This is a genomic window from Alloiococcus sp. CFN-8 (genome assembly GCF_049943125.1).
In the GTDB taxonomy this organism is placed as follows: Bacteria; Bacillota; Clostridia; order Clostridiales; family Clostridiaceae; genus JAEXZL01.
In genome coordinates, this window is sequence record NZ_CP188040.1 from 229,821 (window position 1) to 245,821 (window position 16,001).

Below are 16,001 nucleotides of genomic sequence, written 5' to 3' on the forward strand. Positions count from 1 at the left end.
ATAATCCCATAATTTTTATGCTGCAATATTTTATCTATTCTTTAAAGCTCAAAGTTGTTATAAGCCCCTCATGAGCAAGAGTTGTTTCATAAAACACTTCCTTAGCATTATTTATATACTCCTCTGGGTTTATCATAGCCGGAGAAAAGTGAGTAATAATTAATTTATCTACAGAACTATTTCTCGCCATTTCTGCTGCTTCCCTAAAGGTCATGTGCCTATTCTTTAAGGCTTTTTCTATATCTTCATCATTGCCATAGGTACCTTCACAGATCAAAAGGTCTGAATTCTCTATGAAGGCTTCTATATTTATATGAGGCCTGGTATCGGTAATATAGCTTATTTTTATCCCCTTCCTATCCCTACCTAAAACCATAGAGGGCTCATAGCTTCTTCCCTCATATTCTATGTATTCTCCTTTTTGAAGCCTATTCCATAGAATTTTAGGGACTTTATTTTCCTCGGCTTTCTCCACCTGGAATCTAGCTCCTCTTTTTATATAGAAGCTATAGCCAAGGCAGGGTGCAGAATGCAATAGGCCCATAGTACTAATGACTATATCTGCTGTTTTCTTCTTTTTAGCTTCTCTTCTGCTTAAGGGAACCAATATTCCTTCCTGTATATTAAATAAGGTAGGCTCTATAGGATCTTCAAGGATATTGAGCTTATAGGGAAGATAAGGCAGAAGCACTCTGAAGGCTTCCATTGCAGACTTGATACCATAGGGACCAATTATGGTTATAGGTTCAGTCCTTTCACTGTTTCCTATTGTGGCTAAAAGTCCTGGGAGTCCAAAAATATGATCCCCATGACAATGGGATATAACTATTACATCTATTGACTTAAAGCCAGTAGAATTAACTCTCATAGAAACCTGAGTTCCTTCTCCACAGTCTATTAAAATTTTTCTTCCCCTATAAGAAAGGATGGCTGAGGATAGAAATCTATTTGGTACAGGCATCCCTCCACCAGAACCCAAAAGGGTAATATCAATCATAGGCCCCTCCTTTTGAAATCCTTTTACTTAATTATACTAATGGTTTATATTTACTTCAATTTAAAATTATTATACAAGAAAGAATATACAGTTTTTTAAGATATTATTTGCCATTTCAATGTTATTCTTAAGTTTATATGAAAAGAAAAAGCAGGGTTTCCCTGCTTGTATACTTTACTATAAATTATTCTTCATGATTACTGCTTTTATAGCAGTGTAACTTATATCAGCTGGAAGTACTTCCTTAATTGGCTTTAACTTTGAAGCTCCAACCTGAGATATGGCTTCCAGAATATCTTTTTCTCTGCCCTCAGGGATAAAGCCGTCTAAATCTATATCCATTCCCTCTGAGGCACACTGAAAAAGATGATTCTCAATGGTTAGTGGGGTCAGCTCTCTTTCTGCTGCTATTTCCTTTATGGCCATACCACTTTTGTAGAGGTCATAGGTAGCAATATGAGTTTTTACTTTAGGCTTCAATGGTTCATCCTTACTACTTAAAGGATCGGAATTCTGATATCCTTTGGAAAGCATCCTGTTTTCTTCTTTAAGATGAAGCAGATTATTCTTCTCAAGATATTCCTTTATAGCTTCTTTAAACCTTTCTCCATACTTTTCATACTTATTTTCTCCTATACCCTTAACCTCTAAAAATTCCTCTTTAGTTAGGGGGAGCTCTTTTGATAGCTCTTTTAAGGTGGAGTCTGGGAAGATTATATACGGCGGTAGGCGCAGCTCCTCGGCTATAGTCTTTCTCAATATCTTTAATATATCTAGAAGCTTGTTATCCTCATTTTTCTCCACTGGGGCTTTTCTTATGTTAATACTAATAGGAAGCCTTTCCTTTAGTGCTTCTGCTGCTTTTCCTGTTAGCCTAAGTACTGGATATTCTCCCGTGGTAACTAATATATAGCCTTCTGCAATGAGCTTATTAATAAGTTCTGCAGTATAATCCTTTTTATAGCCTTCCATAAGTCCATAGGTGGATAGCTTATCTAAGGAGAACTTTCTTATTCTTTCGTTTTTTGATCCCCTTAATATATCTACTATGGTAGTAAGGCCATATCTTTCTCTAGCCTTATATATGGTAGAGAAAATCATTTGAGCCTCTAAAGTTATATCTCTTTCCTCTGTATCCTCATTACATACACTGCAGTTTCCACAATTGTCATGGACATATTCCTCTCCAAAATAATTGAGAATGTAACTTCTAAGACATTTAGAGGTATAGCAGTAATCTATCATAGCCCTTAGATTTGCATATTCTCTTTCCTTTTTTTCTGGAGATAAGGTGGTATTTTCAATGAGATATCTCTGAGTCTGCACATCCCCAGCATTATAGAGAAGTATACATTCAGAAGGCTCTCCATCTCTTCCTCCACGGCCTGCTTCCTGATAATAAGACTCTAAATTTCTGGGCATGTTGTAATGAATGACAAAGCGTACATTGGATTTATCTATACCCATACCGAAAGCATTGGTAGCAGCAATAACATTTATGTTGTCAAACATAAAGTCCTCCTGCATGGACTTCCTTAGCTCCTCCTTTAGTCCTGCATGGTAAAGTCCAATACTAAAGTCACTCTTAAAAAGATTATATACATGCTCTGCTTCTCTTCTGGTAGCAGTAAATATGATTCCTGAGTTCCCTTTATTATTCTTTAAATATTCCTTTAGAAAACTATCTTTGTTTTCCCCTCTATAAACCTTAAAGGTGAGATTTTCCCTATTAAAGCCTGTAAAATGCTCCTTGGGAGAATTTAGTCCTAAGAGCTCTATTATATCCTCCCTAACCTCAGGGGTAGCTGTTGCTGTACAGGCCAATAGCTTAGGCTTCTTTTCCAGCATATTTATGAAGCTCTTAAGCCTTCTGTAGCTGGGCCTAAAATCATGACCCCATTTAGAAACGCAGTGTGCCTCGTCGATAGCCATAAAGGATATATCAAGAGTAGCTAGTTCCATGGCAAAATCCTGTCCTTCAAGCCTTTCAGGAGCCACATATAATAGCTTGCAATCACCACTATGGAGCTTATTTAAATTTTCTTTTATCTCCTTATCAGAAAGACTGCTGTTTATGTACACTGCTTCTATCCCTGTTTCCTTTAAGGCATCAATCTGATCCTTCATAAGAGATATCAATGGGGAAATTACTACAGTCAAGCCCTCCAGAAGCATCGCAGGAATTTGATAAATAAGAGACTTACCACCTCCTGTAGGCATTATTACAAGGGTATCCTCCCCCTTCATAATATCCTCTATAGCTTCCTCCTGACCTTTTTTGAAGCTATCATAACCATAGTATTCCTTTAATATCCTTAGTGCTTTATCCTTCCACATATTACTCTCCTTCTATCTATCTTAAGTATATCTAAATTATATCCATTATAAAATTCTACAAACACACGTTCTCATTATTCAATAAAATTATTAAGTAAAGAACATATTATATGATATTAACTAATATACCATATAAGGGAGTTATAAATAAGTAGCAAAGGTTTATAAGCATCATAACTTTCTTTATAGGAAAACGAAAAATATTTTCACAATACCAAATTACATTAAATTCAATTTTTGGTATAATTAACATATAATAAAGATAAAATCTTATAGAACAATTTATCTATAGATTATACTTTTTTTATAGTAAAAATAAATAGGAGGTATAAAATGCCACTAAAAGATTACTTTAAATTTTTTACTGTAGAACCTTTAGAGAAAAGCAACTATTCAATTGTATTTAAAGCCAAACGTCCTGATATTGATAATCATATCAATTCGAAAGAGCTTAGAGGTTGGTTAAAGGCTGGTGATAAAGGCTATAAGGTGCTCACTTCTTTATCAAAGGAAAAGCTAGAAAGCTTTATTATTGAAGAGTTAAAGATTGCTAAAGATGAATTTCAAATAGTAACTCATAATGAGTTTTGGCCTATTGGCCGTTGGTAAAGGCTAGGAACATTATTAGTTTAAAAATAAAATTACAAATTTTATTTTTGAAGAATTATAGATAAATTCAGTAGATAACAAATGAGGTGATTAATTTTGATTTATATTAGAAGCATAGAACAGAAGGAAAGTGATTTAGAATTTTTAATGGATATGATGTATGAATCTATTCATATTTCGGAAAATAAACCACCTAAGGAAGAACTCTTGAACCTACCACATTTAAAAAAATACAGTGAGGAATGGGGAAGACAAGGTGATAGGGCGTTAATTGCTTTCAATGAGGATAAGCTTCCTGTTGGTGCCGCATGGTACCGCCTCTTTACAAAAGACAATAAGGGTTATGGTTATGTTAATGATAGCACACCGGAAATAGGCATAGCTTTAACTAATGGAGCAAGAGGCAAAGGGGTAGGCACCCTACTTATGAAAAAGCTTATGGAAGCAGCTTTTGAGGATGGTTATTCCTCCCTTTCCTTAAGCGTTGACCCTAGTAATATTCAAGCTGTACAGCTATATAAGAAACTTGGATTTATTAAGTGTGGTATGTCAGGAACATCCTTTACAATGATATACAACAACTCTTCCAAATAAATATTTTACTATATTACCATTTCAAAATAAAAAACAAAAAAATAAAGGGGCATTTTGTCCCTCTTTATTCTTTTATCATCATCCTAAATATGATATTAAAAATTAAATCTATTTACCTATATCTTCTCTGTAATACATGTCCTTAAAACTTATCTTTCTCATAGCTTCATAAGCCTTGCTGTTGGCTTCTCCCATGGTTGCTCCTAGGGCTGTGGCACAGAGAACCCTTCCACCGGAGGTTATAAGCTTACCTTCATTTAGGGAGGCACCGGCAATAAATACCTTCTCTGAAGGATTATCATCAATCTCCATAGGATACCCCTTTTTATAGCTTCCAGGATAGCCTCCAGAGGCTGCCACTACGGAACAGGCACATTCCTTCTTCCACCTTATATTAAAGTCAGAGAGTCTACCCTCCAGGGCAGCATCTATTAAATCTATTAAGTCCGTGTCCATAAGAGGAAGCACTGCCTCTGTTTCTGGATCACCGAGTCTTACATTATACTCTAATAGATAAACTCCTTTTGAGGTTATCATTATGCCAAAGAAGATTATCCCAATATAATCTAAATTCTCCTCCTGTATACCCTTTAGTGTAGGCAGAAGAACATCCTTATTAAAGGCTTCCATTACCTCATTAGTGACATAAGGATTAGGTGCAATAACTCCCATACCACCAGTATTAGGCCCCTTCCCTCCAGTATAAAGCTGTTTATGATCCTTGGCAGAAATAAAAGGGATTATGGTCTTTCCATCGGTTATGGATAATATTGAAGCCTCTACCCCCTGTAAAAACTCCTCAATAACCACCTCTCCTCCAGCTCCATTAAAGATATCTAGCACCATTATTTCCTCTATAGCCTTCTCAGCCTCCTCTAAGGTGTCACAGATATAAACACCCTTTCCTGCTGCAAGGCCATCGGCTTTGATAACTATTGGTAAGCTGCAGCCCTTAAGATAGGCTTTAGCCTCTTCTGCATCCCTAAAGCTTTGATATTCTGCGGTTTTTACCCCATACTTTTTCATAAAGGCTTTTGAATACACCTTACTTCCTTCTAAAGCAGACGCCTTTTTAGAGGGACCAAAGCACCTTAGACCTTCCTTTTTAAAATAATCCACAATTCCTTTAGTTAATGGCTCCTCTGGACCTACTATTGTCAAGGATATCTCATTATCCTTTGCAAAGGCAGCCAACTCCTCTATGGCTGTGATATTTACATTTATGCATTTATTCTCCAGAGCAGTTCCCCCGTTACCAGGAGCACAAAAGATTTTCTGAACCCTTGGGTTTTGTGCTGCCTTCCAGGCTAAGGCGTGCTCCCTGCCTCCAGAGCCCACAATTAAAAGCTTCATATCTTAACACCTACCTACTGACTATTTTTAATGATGGAATAGCCTCATTCCCGTAAAACACATTGCTATATTATGCTTATTGCAGCTCTCAATTACGAGATCATCCCTGACGGAGCCCCCAGGCTGTGCTATATAGTTAACTCCACTCTTAACAGCTCTCTCAATATTGTCTCCAAAGGGAAAGAAAGCATCAGAGCCAAGTGACACACCAGTATTAGTCTCAAGCCATGCTCTCTTCTCTTCCCTGGTAAATATCGCCGGCTTTTCTGTGAATATTTTATCCCATGCACCATCCTCAAAGATATCCATGTAATCCTCACCGATGTAGATATCAATAGCATTGTCTCTCTCTGCACGACCTATATTTTCTTTAAAAGGAAGAGTTAAAACCTTCATGTGCTGCCTCAAATACCAGTTGTCTGCCTTATTTCCAGCAAGTCTTGTACAGTGAATTCTGGACTGCTGACCAGCTCCAATACCTATAGCCTGGCCTCCCTTTGAATAGCATACAGAATTAGACTGAGTATATTTTAGGGTAATTAGTGCAATGATCAAATCAATCTTTGCAGACTCGGGTATTTCCTTATTATCAGTTACAACATTTTCAAGAAGGTTACTATCAATTTTAAACTCATTGCGTCCCTGTTCAAATGTAACACCATATACCTGCTTCCTCTCAAGAGGCTCAGGAACATAGGATGGATTAATTTTAATAATATTATAATTCCCTTTTTTCTTAGCTCTTAAAATTTCCAAGGCCTCCTCCTCATATCCAGGAGCAATTATTCCATCGGAAACCTCATGCTGAATCAGTTTTGCTGTTTCAGTATCACAGACATCGGAGAGAGAAATAAAATCTCCAAAGGAGGACATTCTATCTGCTCCCCTTGCCCTGGCATAGGCACAAGCTAAAGGTGAAAGATCTCCAACCTTTTCATCTACCCAGTAAATTTTCTTCTCTACCTCTGTAAGTGGAATTCCTACTGCTGCCCCAGCTGGAGATACATGCTTAAAGGACGCTGCTGCGGGAAGTCCCGTTGCTTCCTTCAGCTCCTTTACCAGCTGATAACCATTAAAGGCATCAAGGAAATTTATATAGCCTGGCTTTCCATTTAAGATTTCCACGGGAAGCACACTGCCATTTTCCATAAAGATTCTAGATGGCTTCTGATTTGGATTACAACCGTATTTTAACTGAAATTCTTTCATAACTCTTTCCTTTCAAGCTTACTGATTTTTATTAATTATTCTGGTGTCATATTCACCGGTTTCAATATCAATATATCTCACAAAAAGTGAAACCTTATTTTCATAGTTGAGATTTTTCCATATTAAATTGGTAAAACTATCAATATCCCCAGATATCCTAATTACCTTAGGCTCCCCTTCAAAGCTAGGAAGAGGATTTCCATCACCTTTGTAGGTATGAATGAAATGTCCTTGCCCTTTTATAGGGTTACTGTAGCTAAAGGTATATCTATTGCAGGCTTCTGGATTGCCATTATTGCTTTTTAAAATGGATAGTGCATAGTTATATTCACCCTTCTCAATATCCATAACACCTGAAATTCTAGGGGTATAATTAGGCGCATCTGGTTCAAACTCTCTGGTTCTTAAGGCCTCCTCAAAGGACTGACCTTGAGCCATAAGTGTATAAATAGTGTCTGTGTGATCTCCATTAGTAACAATGGTCTTATTCTCAAGAACACATACTGGTGAGTAAATAATCAAGGTAGGATCCTCCATCTTATCTGAGTCAAAAGCTTCTGTTCTGATCCCCTCCCCATGAGATACAAAAACTCGATTTCGGCTATTTTCACTTCTACCCATAATAAAGTAAGCTGCTACAGCCTTTTTTCCATCTTCTGATTTTCCTAAAATTATGCCTCTTCCAGGATAAGAGCATCCTGAAAGCTCCATTTCTAAAGTTCTAATTTTCATTGATATCCTCCTGTGCCAACATTGCTATAACCTGTACCAGAGCCTTATGCTCTTCTATAAGTACCCTCTTTTGAAGGCTCTCTGGCGTATCTGAGTGTTTAACCTGTACTGTCTTCTGTAATATAATATCTCCACCATCTATAACCTCGTTAACAACGTGTACTGTACAGCCTGAAACCTCTTCCTTGCCCTTCAGAACTGCTTCATGTACCCTTATTCCATACATCCCCTTCCCGCAATACTTAGGTATCAGCGAAGGATGTATATTAATTATCTTATTTTTATATACCTTCAGGATATTCCCTGAAAGAATCGATAAAAAACCAGCCAGTACAATAAGGTCAAGGTTATCTCCTATAAGCTCAAGAGCCTTATCTCCAAAGGCATTTCTGTCCTTTCCCTTTTCAATTATAAAGGTAGGTATATTCTTAGCTTCAGCTCTTTTTAATGCCTCGGCCTTGGGATTATCGCTGATAACAGAGGTAACCACCACCTTTAGCTCACCTTTATCCACTGCATCTAATATGCTCTGGAGATTGCTGCCACTTCCAGATACAAATACCGCTATTCTATACATATACCTGCCCCTCCAGAGGTAATATCACCGATAACATAAGCTCTTTCTCCCATTTCTACAAGCTCTTTTAAGACTAATTCCTTTATTTCCCTGGAAATGCAGAGAACAAAACCTATCCCCATATTGAAGGTATTGTATAAAGAAGCAGCTTCTCCTCCCTTGTTCACAACACTCTTATAAATAGATGGTATTGGATAGCTATTCTTTTTAATTCTTGCCTCAAGGCCTTCTGGAAGCATTCTAGGTATATTTTCCACAAAACCTCCACCAGTAATATGAGCCATGCCTTTTACAGGATATTTTTCTAAAAGCTTAAGTACAGGCTTTACATAAATCCTCGTGGGAGTTAGTAGTATATCTCCCATAGTCCTTCCCTGATGCTCCTCCTCCAGGTCAGGAAATAGCTTTCTCAAAAGAGAATATCCATTAGAATGAAAGCCAGAGGAGGCTAATCCTATAAGGACATCTCCTTCCTTAATAGTACTTCCATCTATAATTTTATCCTTATCAACTATTCCAACTGCAAAGCCGGCAATATCGTATTCTCCCTCTCTATAAAAACCAGGCATCTCCGCTGTCTCTCCTCCTACTAAAGAAGCACCACACTGAATACACCCTTCAGAAACACCCTTTACCAGCTCTGCGGCCACTTCTGCTTCAAGCTTTCCACAGGCTAAATAATCCAGAAAGAACAGAGGCTTCGCACCATGACATAGGATGTCATTGACACACATAGCCACACAGTCTATTCCCACAGTATCATATTTTCTAGCTCTAAAGGCTATATCAAGCTTGGTACCAACTCCGTCTGTCCCAGAAACAAGCACTGGTTTTTTATAGCCCTCAGGAAGTTCTACCATGGAAGCGAAGCTTCCTAGGCTATTAAGGATAAGGCTGCTGGCAGTGCTTTTCGCATATTCCTTTATAAGCTCTACTGCTTTATAACCTTCATTGATATTGACTCCAGACTCTTTATAACTAATCATAAGACACTACCTTTCCAAATAATCCTTATTGGTTTCCATGGGCGGTGCCACTGGATAAACCCCACTGAAGCAGCCTAAGCAAAAATTATCCCCCCTGCCAAAGGCCTCTATCATTCCTTCTATACTTATATAGCCTAGGCTATCAGCTCCCAACATGTCTTTTATTTCCTCTACAGTCTTATTTGCTCCTATGAGCTCCCGTCTATAGGGAGTATCTATTCCGAAATAGCAGGGGAATTTAACTATTGGAGATGCCACCCTGAAATGTACCTCCTTGGCTCCTGCCTTCTTCATAAGCTCCACAAGCCTTACGCTGGTGGTACCTCTAACGATAGAATCATCAATAAGCACTATACGCTTACCATTTACAATATTCTTTAAGGGATTAAGCTTTAAAGCAACAGCCTTTTCTCGAAGCTCCTGACTTGGAGCTATAAAGGTTCTTCCTATATATCTGTTTTTTATAAAACCATCAGCATAGGGTATACCGGAGGCTTTAGCATAACCTACAGCAGCTGCTAATCCTGAGTCTGGCACTCCTATTACCACATCAGCCTCCGCAGGACATTCCTTATAGAGCCCTTCTCCCACTCTTACCCTGGATTCATATACATTCATTCCATCAATAGTGCTGTCTGGCCTAGCAAAATAAATATATTCAAAGGAACAGGTATTACAGGTTGTTCTTTCAATCTTATTGACACTGCGAAGACCTTCCTTATCAATTACTACTATCTCTCCAGGTTTCACATCTCTAACAAATTCAGCTCCTATAGTATCTAAAGCACAGCTTTCAGAGGTGAGTATATAGGAATCCTTATACTTCCCTATTGCTAAAGGCCTAATTCCATAGGTATCCCTTACTCCTATAAGCTTATCCTTTGTGAGAATAACCAGAGCAAAGGAGCCTTTAATGGCCTGAAGAGCTTCAAAAACTGCCTGCTCAATACCTCTTCTAGCACCTCTAGCTATTAAGCTCAAAATAACCTCAGAATCATTAGTAGTATTGAAGAGATGGCCACCATCTTCTAGAAGATCTCTGATCACCTCAGCGTTGGTACAGTTACCATTATGAGCCATAGCCACAGTTCCGTACTTTGACTCCGTCACTAAAGGCTGAGCATTTATTAAATTACTGGAGCCAGCAGTGGAATATCTTACATGTCCTATAGCAGCGTTTCCTCGAAGCTCTCCTAGTTTTTCCTTATCAAAGGCTTCAGATACGAGTCCCATACCCTTTTCACAGCGAAGATTGCTTCCATCTGCTACAGCTATCCCCGCACTTTCCTGACCTCTATGCTGAAGAGCATAAAGACCATAATAGGTAATGGAGGTTACTTCCTCTACATCAGGAGAAAATATTCCAAATACCCCGCACTCCTCCTTAAATTTGTCCTTAACTAATTCGATCATCTCATCTACCTCACTAAAAAAATGTCTTAGCCAATGCGATTAAGTATCTCTACATAAGCATCCTTAACATTACCCATATCTCTTCTGAAGCGGTCCTTGTCCAGCTTTTCATTGGTAACTGCATCCCAGAATCTACAGGTATCAGGAGAAATTTCATCAGCTAATAGGATTTCCCCTTTGTACCTTCCAAATTCCAGTTTAAAATCTATGAGGCGGATATTTTGCTTTATGAAAAACTCTTTTAATATATCATTTACTTTTTCTGTAACACTATATATCTTTTTAAGCTCCGAGAAAGTAGTAAGGCCAATAGCTACTGCATGGTAATCATTTATAAGAGGGTCACCTAAGTCATCATTTTTATAGCAGATTTCATAAATTGTAGTGTTTAATTCTAGTCCCTCATCAATTCCCAATCTCTTTGCCATGCTTCCTGCTGCCACATTCCTGACTATAACTTCTATAGGAACAATTTCTACCCTTTTGCATAATTGCTCTCTTTCATTAAGCTTTTCTATATAATGAGTTTCAATGCCCCTGCTCTCTAGAAGCTCAAAAAGCTTAGAGGTGATACTATTGTTTAAAGCTCCCTTATCCTCAATCTGTCCTTTCTTTTCTCCATTAAAGGCTGTAGCATCGTCCTTATAATAAACAATTACCTGATCTTCCTTATCAGTAGCATAGATTTTCTTAGCCTTTCCTTCATATAGCATCTCTAGCTTTTCCATTATAGTTCAATCCCCTCTCCATTATCCTTTATGAATTTATCCTTCATATCTCTTCTGAAATTTAATAATCTATCCTTAAGGTCAGGATATTTTACAGACAATATTTCTACTGCTAATATCCCTGCATTATAGCTATTGTTTATCCCTACTGTAGCAACAGGTATTGATTTAGGCATCTGAACTATTGATAGGAGAGAATCAAGTCCATTTAGCTCAGCCTTAATGGGTACACCTATAACAGGTAGTACTGTATGAGAGGCTATAACCCCTGGAAGATGAGCAGCGAGGCCTGCTCCCGCAATTATGCATTCATACCCTCCTTCCTCAATGGCTTTTAATGCCTCCATAAGCTTTTCTGGAACTCTATGAGCTGAAAGCACATGAGCCTTATAGTGAACACCCAGCTCTTTAAGAGCTTTAGCTGCTCCTGCCATCACCTCTTTATCTGATTTACTACCAAAAAATATAGCAACCCTCATAATGTACCGCCTTTCTATTATTTAAAATAATTTACTCCAGAGCTAAAGATTTTCTGTTCTAAATTTCCCTTAATATTTTTATAAAGCCTTCTGTCACCTCTTTCGCTATGAGCCATCTTTCCAAGTACCCTCCCATCAGGACTTGTTATCCCTTCTATTGCATATAAGGATCCATTAGGATTACAAGGCTCCTCCATTGTTGGTTTTCCTTCTGTATTTACATATTGAGTAGCAACCTGTCCTTTTTTTATAAGCTCCTGCAGCACCGAAGGGGATGCTGTGAATCTTCCTTCACCATGAGATACTGGAATCTTGTGTATCTCACCGAGGTTTATTTCTTCAAACCAGGGTGAAAGCTTTGAAACAACCTTTGTTTCCACCAGTGTAGAAACATGTCTTCCAATATTGTTATAGGTTAAGGTAGGCATATTTTCATCTATTTCAACTATTCTTCCATAAGGTAAAAGACCTAACTTTATTAGCGCCTGGAAGCCATTGCATATCCCTAAAACCAATCCATCTCGCTTATACAATAGCTCCTCCACGGCCTCTGCTAGATATTTATTTCTAAAAACAGAAGCTATATATTTTCCAGAGCCTTCAGGTTCGTCAGCAGCACTGAAGCCTCCAGGAAGCATAAGTATCTGAGAGTTTTTTATCTCTTTTTCCATTTCCTTTATAGAAGCTCTAAGTCCTTCCGGAGTCAAATTTTTTAATACTAAAGTATTTACTAATGCTCCTTCTCTTTCAAAAGCCCTGGCAGAATCATATTCACAATTAGTCCCGGGGAAAACGGGGATGAATACCCTTGGCCTTGAAATTTTAGTACCTATATAGCTTTTTTTATTTTGAGGAATAAAGGATATTTTTCTCCCTTCCTCGGGAAGCTCAATCTCCTCCACTGTTGCCTTTGTAGGAAAGACCTCCTCTAAAGGTTCCTCCCAAGCTTCTCTTAGCTTCTTAAGGGTAAGACTTTCTTCCTTATAGCTTATGGTAGCCTCCTTGGTCAGTTCGCCAACCAAAGAATAATCTAAATCTCCTAAAACCTCTTCAGGAATGCTATCCTTAGTTAGCTGTATAAGGAAGGAGCCATAACAAGGTGCTATTATATCCTCTAAGGACAAATCCTTGTTGAGGGAAATTCCAATATTATTTCCAAAGGACATCTTAGCTACTCCAGCAGCTATCCCTCCCTCTCTTAGGGCATAAGCAGAAGCTATAGCTCCTCTATCCACCGCTTCCTTAAGCTTATTGAGAGTTACCTTCAGATTCTCAAAATCTACTGTATATTCAGGAGTAATCGGTGTTTTAACTATATAAACCTCCTGTCCTTCTCCTTTTTTAAGCTCTGGTGAAAGGACATTGTCAATATGGTCTAAGGCTACGGCAAAGGCTACAAGGGTAGGAGGTACTGTAAGATTTTCAAAGGTTCCTGACATGCTGTCCTTACCGCCTATAGCCCCAATAGCTAGCTTCCTTTGAGCTTCATAACCACCTAAAAGAGCAGCAAAGGGCTTACCCCATTTTTCTTTATCCTTGCCAAGCTTTTCAAAGTATTCCTGAAAGGTTAGTTTAATATTCTTATAATCTCCTCCCATGGCAGCTATCCTGCATACCGCTTCAATAACAGCAAAATGTGCTCCATGATAGGGACTCCAATGAGCTATCCTTGGATTATATCCATAGGTCATTAGTGATACAGTATTAGAGTATCCTTTATGAACAGGTATTCTTGATGCCATACCCTCAGGGGGAGTTTTTTCCTCCGCTCCACCAAAAGGCATTAGCACTGTATTTGCACCTATAGTAGAGTCGAATCTTTCACAAAGTCCCTTCTGACTGCAGGTATTTAGGTCTTTAAGCTGATTTATCATCACCTCTTCAAAGGTACTTCCAGCTGCCTTAGTCATTTCCTTATTAAAGTAATTATCTTTATCTTCTGGACTTTTTACCAAAACCTCTGCAAAGGCTTCAGCTCCATTGGTGTCTAGGAAGCTTCTCTCTATATCAACAATCAATTTTTCTCTCCACCACATTCTAAGCCTTCCGGAATCTGTTACCTCTGCTACGGTAGTAGCCTCTAAATTTTCCTCCAGGGCCATGGAGATAAAGCTTTTTTCATTATCTGGAGAAATCACTACAGCCATTCTCTCCTGTGATTCGGAAATAGCCAGCTCTGTTCCATTTAAGCCTTCATATTTTTTTGGAATCCTATCAAGGTATATGTCCAGACTATCGCTGAGCTCACCTATGGCTACAGATACTCCTCCTGCTCCAAAGTCATTACATTTTTTTATCATTAAGGCTGCTTCTGGCCTTCTAAAAAATCTTTGAAGCTTTCTTTCCACTGGTGCATTACCCTTTTGAACCTCAGCACCACACTCATTGATAGAATCTAAGTTATGCTCCTTTGAAGATCCTGTGGCACCCCCACAGCCATCTCTTCCAGTCCTTCCGCCTAAAAGAATAATTAAATCACCCCTTTTAGGTCTTTCTCTTTTTACCTGCTTCTCTGGTACAGCTCCAATCACGGCACCAATCTCCATTCTTTTTGCCTTAAAGCCAGGATCATAAAGCTCTACCACCTGACCGGTAGCAAGTCCTATTTGATTACCATAGGAGCTATAACCCGCAGCAGCACCTAGGGTAATCTTTCTCTGGGGAAGCTTTCCCTTTAAGGTATCCTCTACCCTTTCTCTGGGATCTCCACTACCAGTAATTCTCATAGCCTGATATACGTATGCTCTCCCCGACAATGGATCCCTTATAGCTCCGCCTAGGCAGGTTGCAGCTCCTCCAAAGGGCTCAATTTCCGTGGGATGATTGTGTGTCTCATTCTTAAATAATATGAGATAATCCATAGTACCCTCGGTGGTTTCTACCTTTGCTTTTATGGTACAAGCATTTATTTCATCGGATTCATCTAAATCCTCTAAAAACCCTCTATTTTTCAGTTCTTTCATGGCTATAGTGGCTAAATCCATGAGATTTATGGGCTTTTCTTCTCTAGCAAGCTCCTTCCTTACCTTTAGGTAGTCCATATAGGCTTCCTTTAAAGGAGAGCTTAGCACTCCCTCCTCTATATCAACCTTTGTTATTGAGGTTTGAAAGGTTGTATGTCTACAGTGATCTGACCAATAGGTATCTAAGACTTTTATTTCCGTTTCCGTTGGATTTCTATCTTCTTTAATAAAATAATCCTGGCATAGAGAGAGGTCTTCTATAGACATAGCAAGCCCAAGATTTTTATGAAGGTTACTAAGCTCAGCTTTATTCATGTTGATAAAGCCTTCATAGACGGGAATGTCCTTAGGATCTCCGTAATTTTCCTCAAGGGAGATTCTTCTCAAGCTTGCTTCTCTCTTTTCCACAGGATTAATATAATAGTTCTTTATTTTTTCTAATTCTTCTTTGGTTATATCGCCCCTAAGACCAAGGATGACAGCACAGCTCACCTTTGGAGCCACTCCCTCCTTAAGAACAGCTAAGCACTGCATTGCTGCATCGGCTCTTTGATCATATTGACCAGGAAGATATTCCGCTGCAAAAAGCACATACTCCTTTTCTAGTTCCTTTAAGCTAAAAAAAGCCCTATCCACAGTACTTTCCGAAAATACTATGGCAGCAGCTTTATTAAATAATTCTTCATCCATATATTCAGTTACATAGCGATTAATTACCCGCACCTCTTCCAGTGAAGTAATTCTTAGATTATCTCTAAAGTCTTGAAGCAGTGCTTTAGCTTCTATATCATAGCCCAGTTTCTTCTCAACATAAATCACCTTTAATTTCTCCATAGCCGTCCACCTCATATACATAATTAACTGAATATCTTATAAACTCTGTTTATATATATAGGTTATCAACAAAGAAACAAAAAGTCAAACATTATATTATATTTTATATAAATAGTTCGTATTTATTAATTTCAATCTCTTTAAAATACCGTATTATTTCTCCTGACTCTTGAAAATACTATAAAACAAC

Annotated in this window: 13 protein-coding genes; 2 read left to right on the forward strand and 11 right to left on the reverse strand. The window is 38.2% G+C overall.

Annotation, left to right across the window (positions count from 1 at the left end):
- Positions 1 to 34: 34 nt before the first annotated feature.
- Positions 35 to 997 carry a ribonuclease Z gene (locus tag ACPWSR_RS01145; RefSeq protein ID WP_426349858.1) on the reverse strand — a complete coding sequence of 321 codons (963 nt, stop codon included), beginning with the start codon at positions 995 to 997 and terminating at the stop codon, positions 35 to 37.
- Between the two features lie 177 nt (positions 998 to 1,174).
- Positions 1,175 to 3,334, reverse strand: a complete 2,160-nt coding sequence (recQ, locus tag ACPWSR_RS01150) for a DNA helicase RecQ (protein WP_426349859.1) — start codon at positions 3,332 to 3,334, stop codon at positions 1,175 to 1,177.
- A 333-nt stretch (positions 3,335 to 3,667) separates the two neighbouring features.
- Here recQ and ACPWSR_RS01155 point away from each other — a divergent pair, with 333 nt between their 5' ends.
- Together ACPWSR_RS01155 and ACPWSR_RS01160 are read left to right on the forward strand one after the other, a co-directional pair.
- The gene (locus ACPWSR_RS01155) at positions 3,668 to 3,943 is read left to right on the forward strand and encodes a hypothetical protein (protein WP_426349860.1); all 276 of its coding nucleotides are present in this window, start codon (positions 3,668 to 3,670) and stop codon (positions 3,941 to 3,943) included.
- Between the two features lie 96 nt (positions 3,944 to 4,039).
- Positions 4,040 to 4,537 carry a GNAT family N-acetyltransferase gene (locus tag ACPWSR_RS01160; protein ID WP_426349861.1) on the forward strand — a complete coding sequence of 166 codons (498 nt, stop codon included), beginning with the start codon at positions 4,040 to 4,042 and terminating at the stop codon, positions 4,535 to 4,537.
- A 108-nt stretch (positions 4,538 to 4,645) separates the two neighbouring features.
- Here the strand turns inward: ACPWSR_RS01160 and purD are convergent, their stop codons facing one another.
- The 9 genes from purD to ACPWSR_RS01205 are packed head-to-tail and all read right to left on the reverse strand — an operon-like array spanning position 4,646 to position 15,811.
- Complete coding sequence (purD, locus tag ACPWSR_RS01165) at positions 4,646 to 5,890, reverse strand: phosphoribosylamine--glycine ligase (RefSeq protein ID WP_426349862.1); 1,245 nt, start codon at positions 5,888 to 5,890, stop codon at positions 4,646 to 4,648.
- A 27-nt stretch (positions 5,891 to 5,917) separates the two neighbouring features.
- Positions 5,918 to 7,099 (reverse strand): phosphoribosylaminoimidazolecarboxamide formyltransferase, encoded by a 1,182-nt coding sequence (locus tag ACPWSR_RS01170; RefSeq protein WP_426349863.1) that lies wholly within the window; start codon positions 7,097 to 7,099, stop codon positions 5,918 to 5,920.
- Between the two features lie 18 nt (positions 7,100 to 7,117).
- Positions 7,118 to 7,831, reverse strand: coding sequence for an IMP cyclohydrolase (locus ACPWSR_RS01175; RefSeq protein WP_426349864.1), 714 nt, complete (start codon positions 7,829 to 7,831; stop codon positions 7,118 to 7,120).
- Entirely contained in the window at positions 7,821 to 8,408 is a 588-nt protein-coding gene (purN, locus tag ACPWSR_RS01180) for a phosphoribosylglycinamide formyltransferase (protein WP_426349865.1), read from the reverse strand. Before purN ends, ACPWSR_RS01175 begins: the two co-directional genes overlap by 11 nt.
- Complete coding sequence (gene purM / locus ACPWSR_RS01185; RefSeq protein ID WP_426349866.1) at positions 8,396 to 9,394, reverse strand: phosphoribosylformylglycinamidine cyclo-ligase; 999 nt, start codon at positions 9,392 to 9,394, stop codon at positions 8,396 to 8,398. Before purM ends, purN begins: the two co-directional genes overlap by 13 nt.
- A gap of 6 nt (positions 9,395 to 9,400) precedes the next feature.
- Positions 9,401 to 10,807: an amidophosphoribosyltransferase gene (gene purF, locus ACPWSR_RS01190; protein ID WP_426349867.1), complete on the reverse strand. Its 1,407-nt coding sequence runs from the start codon at positions 10,805 to 10,807 to the stop codon at positions 9,401 to 9,403.
- Positions 10,808 to 10,833: 26 nt separating this feature from the next.
- On the reverse strand, positions 10,834 to 11,535 hold the full coding sequence (gene purC, locus ACPWSR_RS01195; RefSeq protein WP_426349868.1) for a phosphoribosylaminoimidazolesuccinocarboxamide synthase: 702 nt from the start codon (positions 11,533 to 11,535) through the stop codon (positions 10,834 to 10,836).
- Positions 11,535 to 12,014: a 5-(carboxyamino)imidazole ribonucleotide mutase gene (gene purE / locus ACPWSR_RS01200; RefSeq protein ID WP_426349869.1), complete on the reverse strand. Its 480-nt coding sequence runs from the start codon at positions 12,012 to 12,014 to the stop codon at positions 11,535 to 11,537. The genes purC and purE overlap by 1 nt, the downstream gene beginning before the upstream one ends.
- A gap of 17 nt (positions 12,015 to 12,031) precedes the next feature.
- On the reverse strand, positions 12,032 to 15,811 hold the full coding sequence (locus ACPWSR_RS01205) for a phosphoribosylformylglycinamidine synthase (RefSeq protein WP_426349870.1): 3,780 nt from the start codon (positions 15,809 to 15,811) through the stop codon (positions 12,032 to 12,034).
- Positions 15,812 to 16,001: the final 190 nt, after the last annotated feature.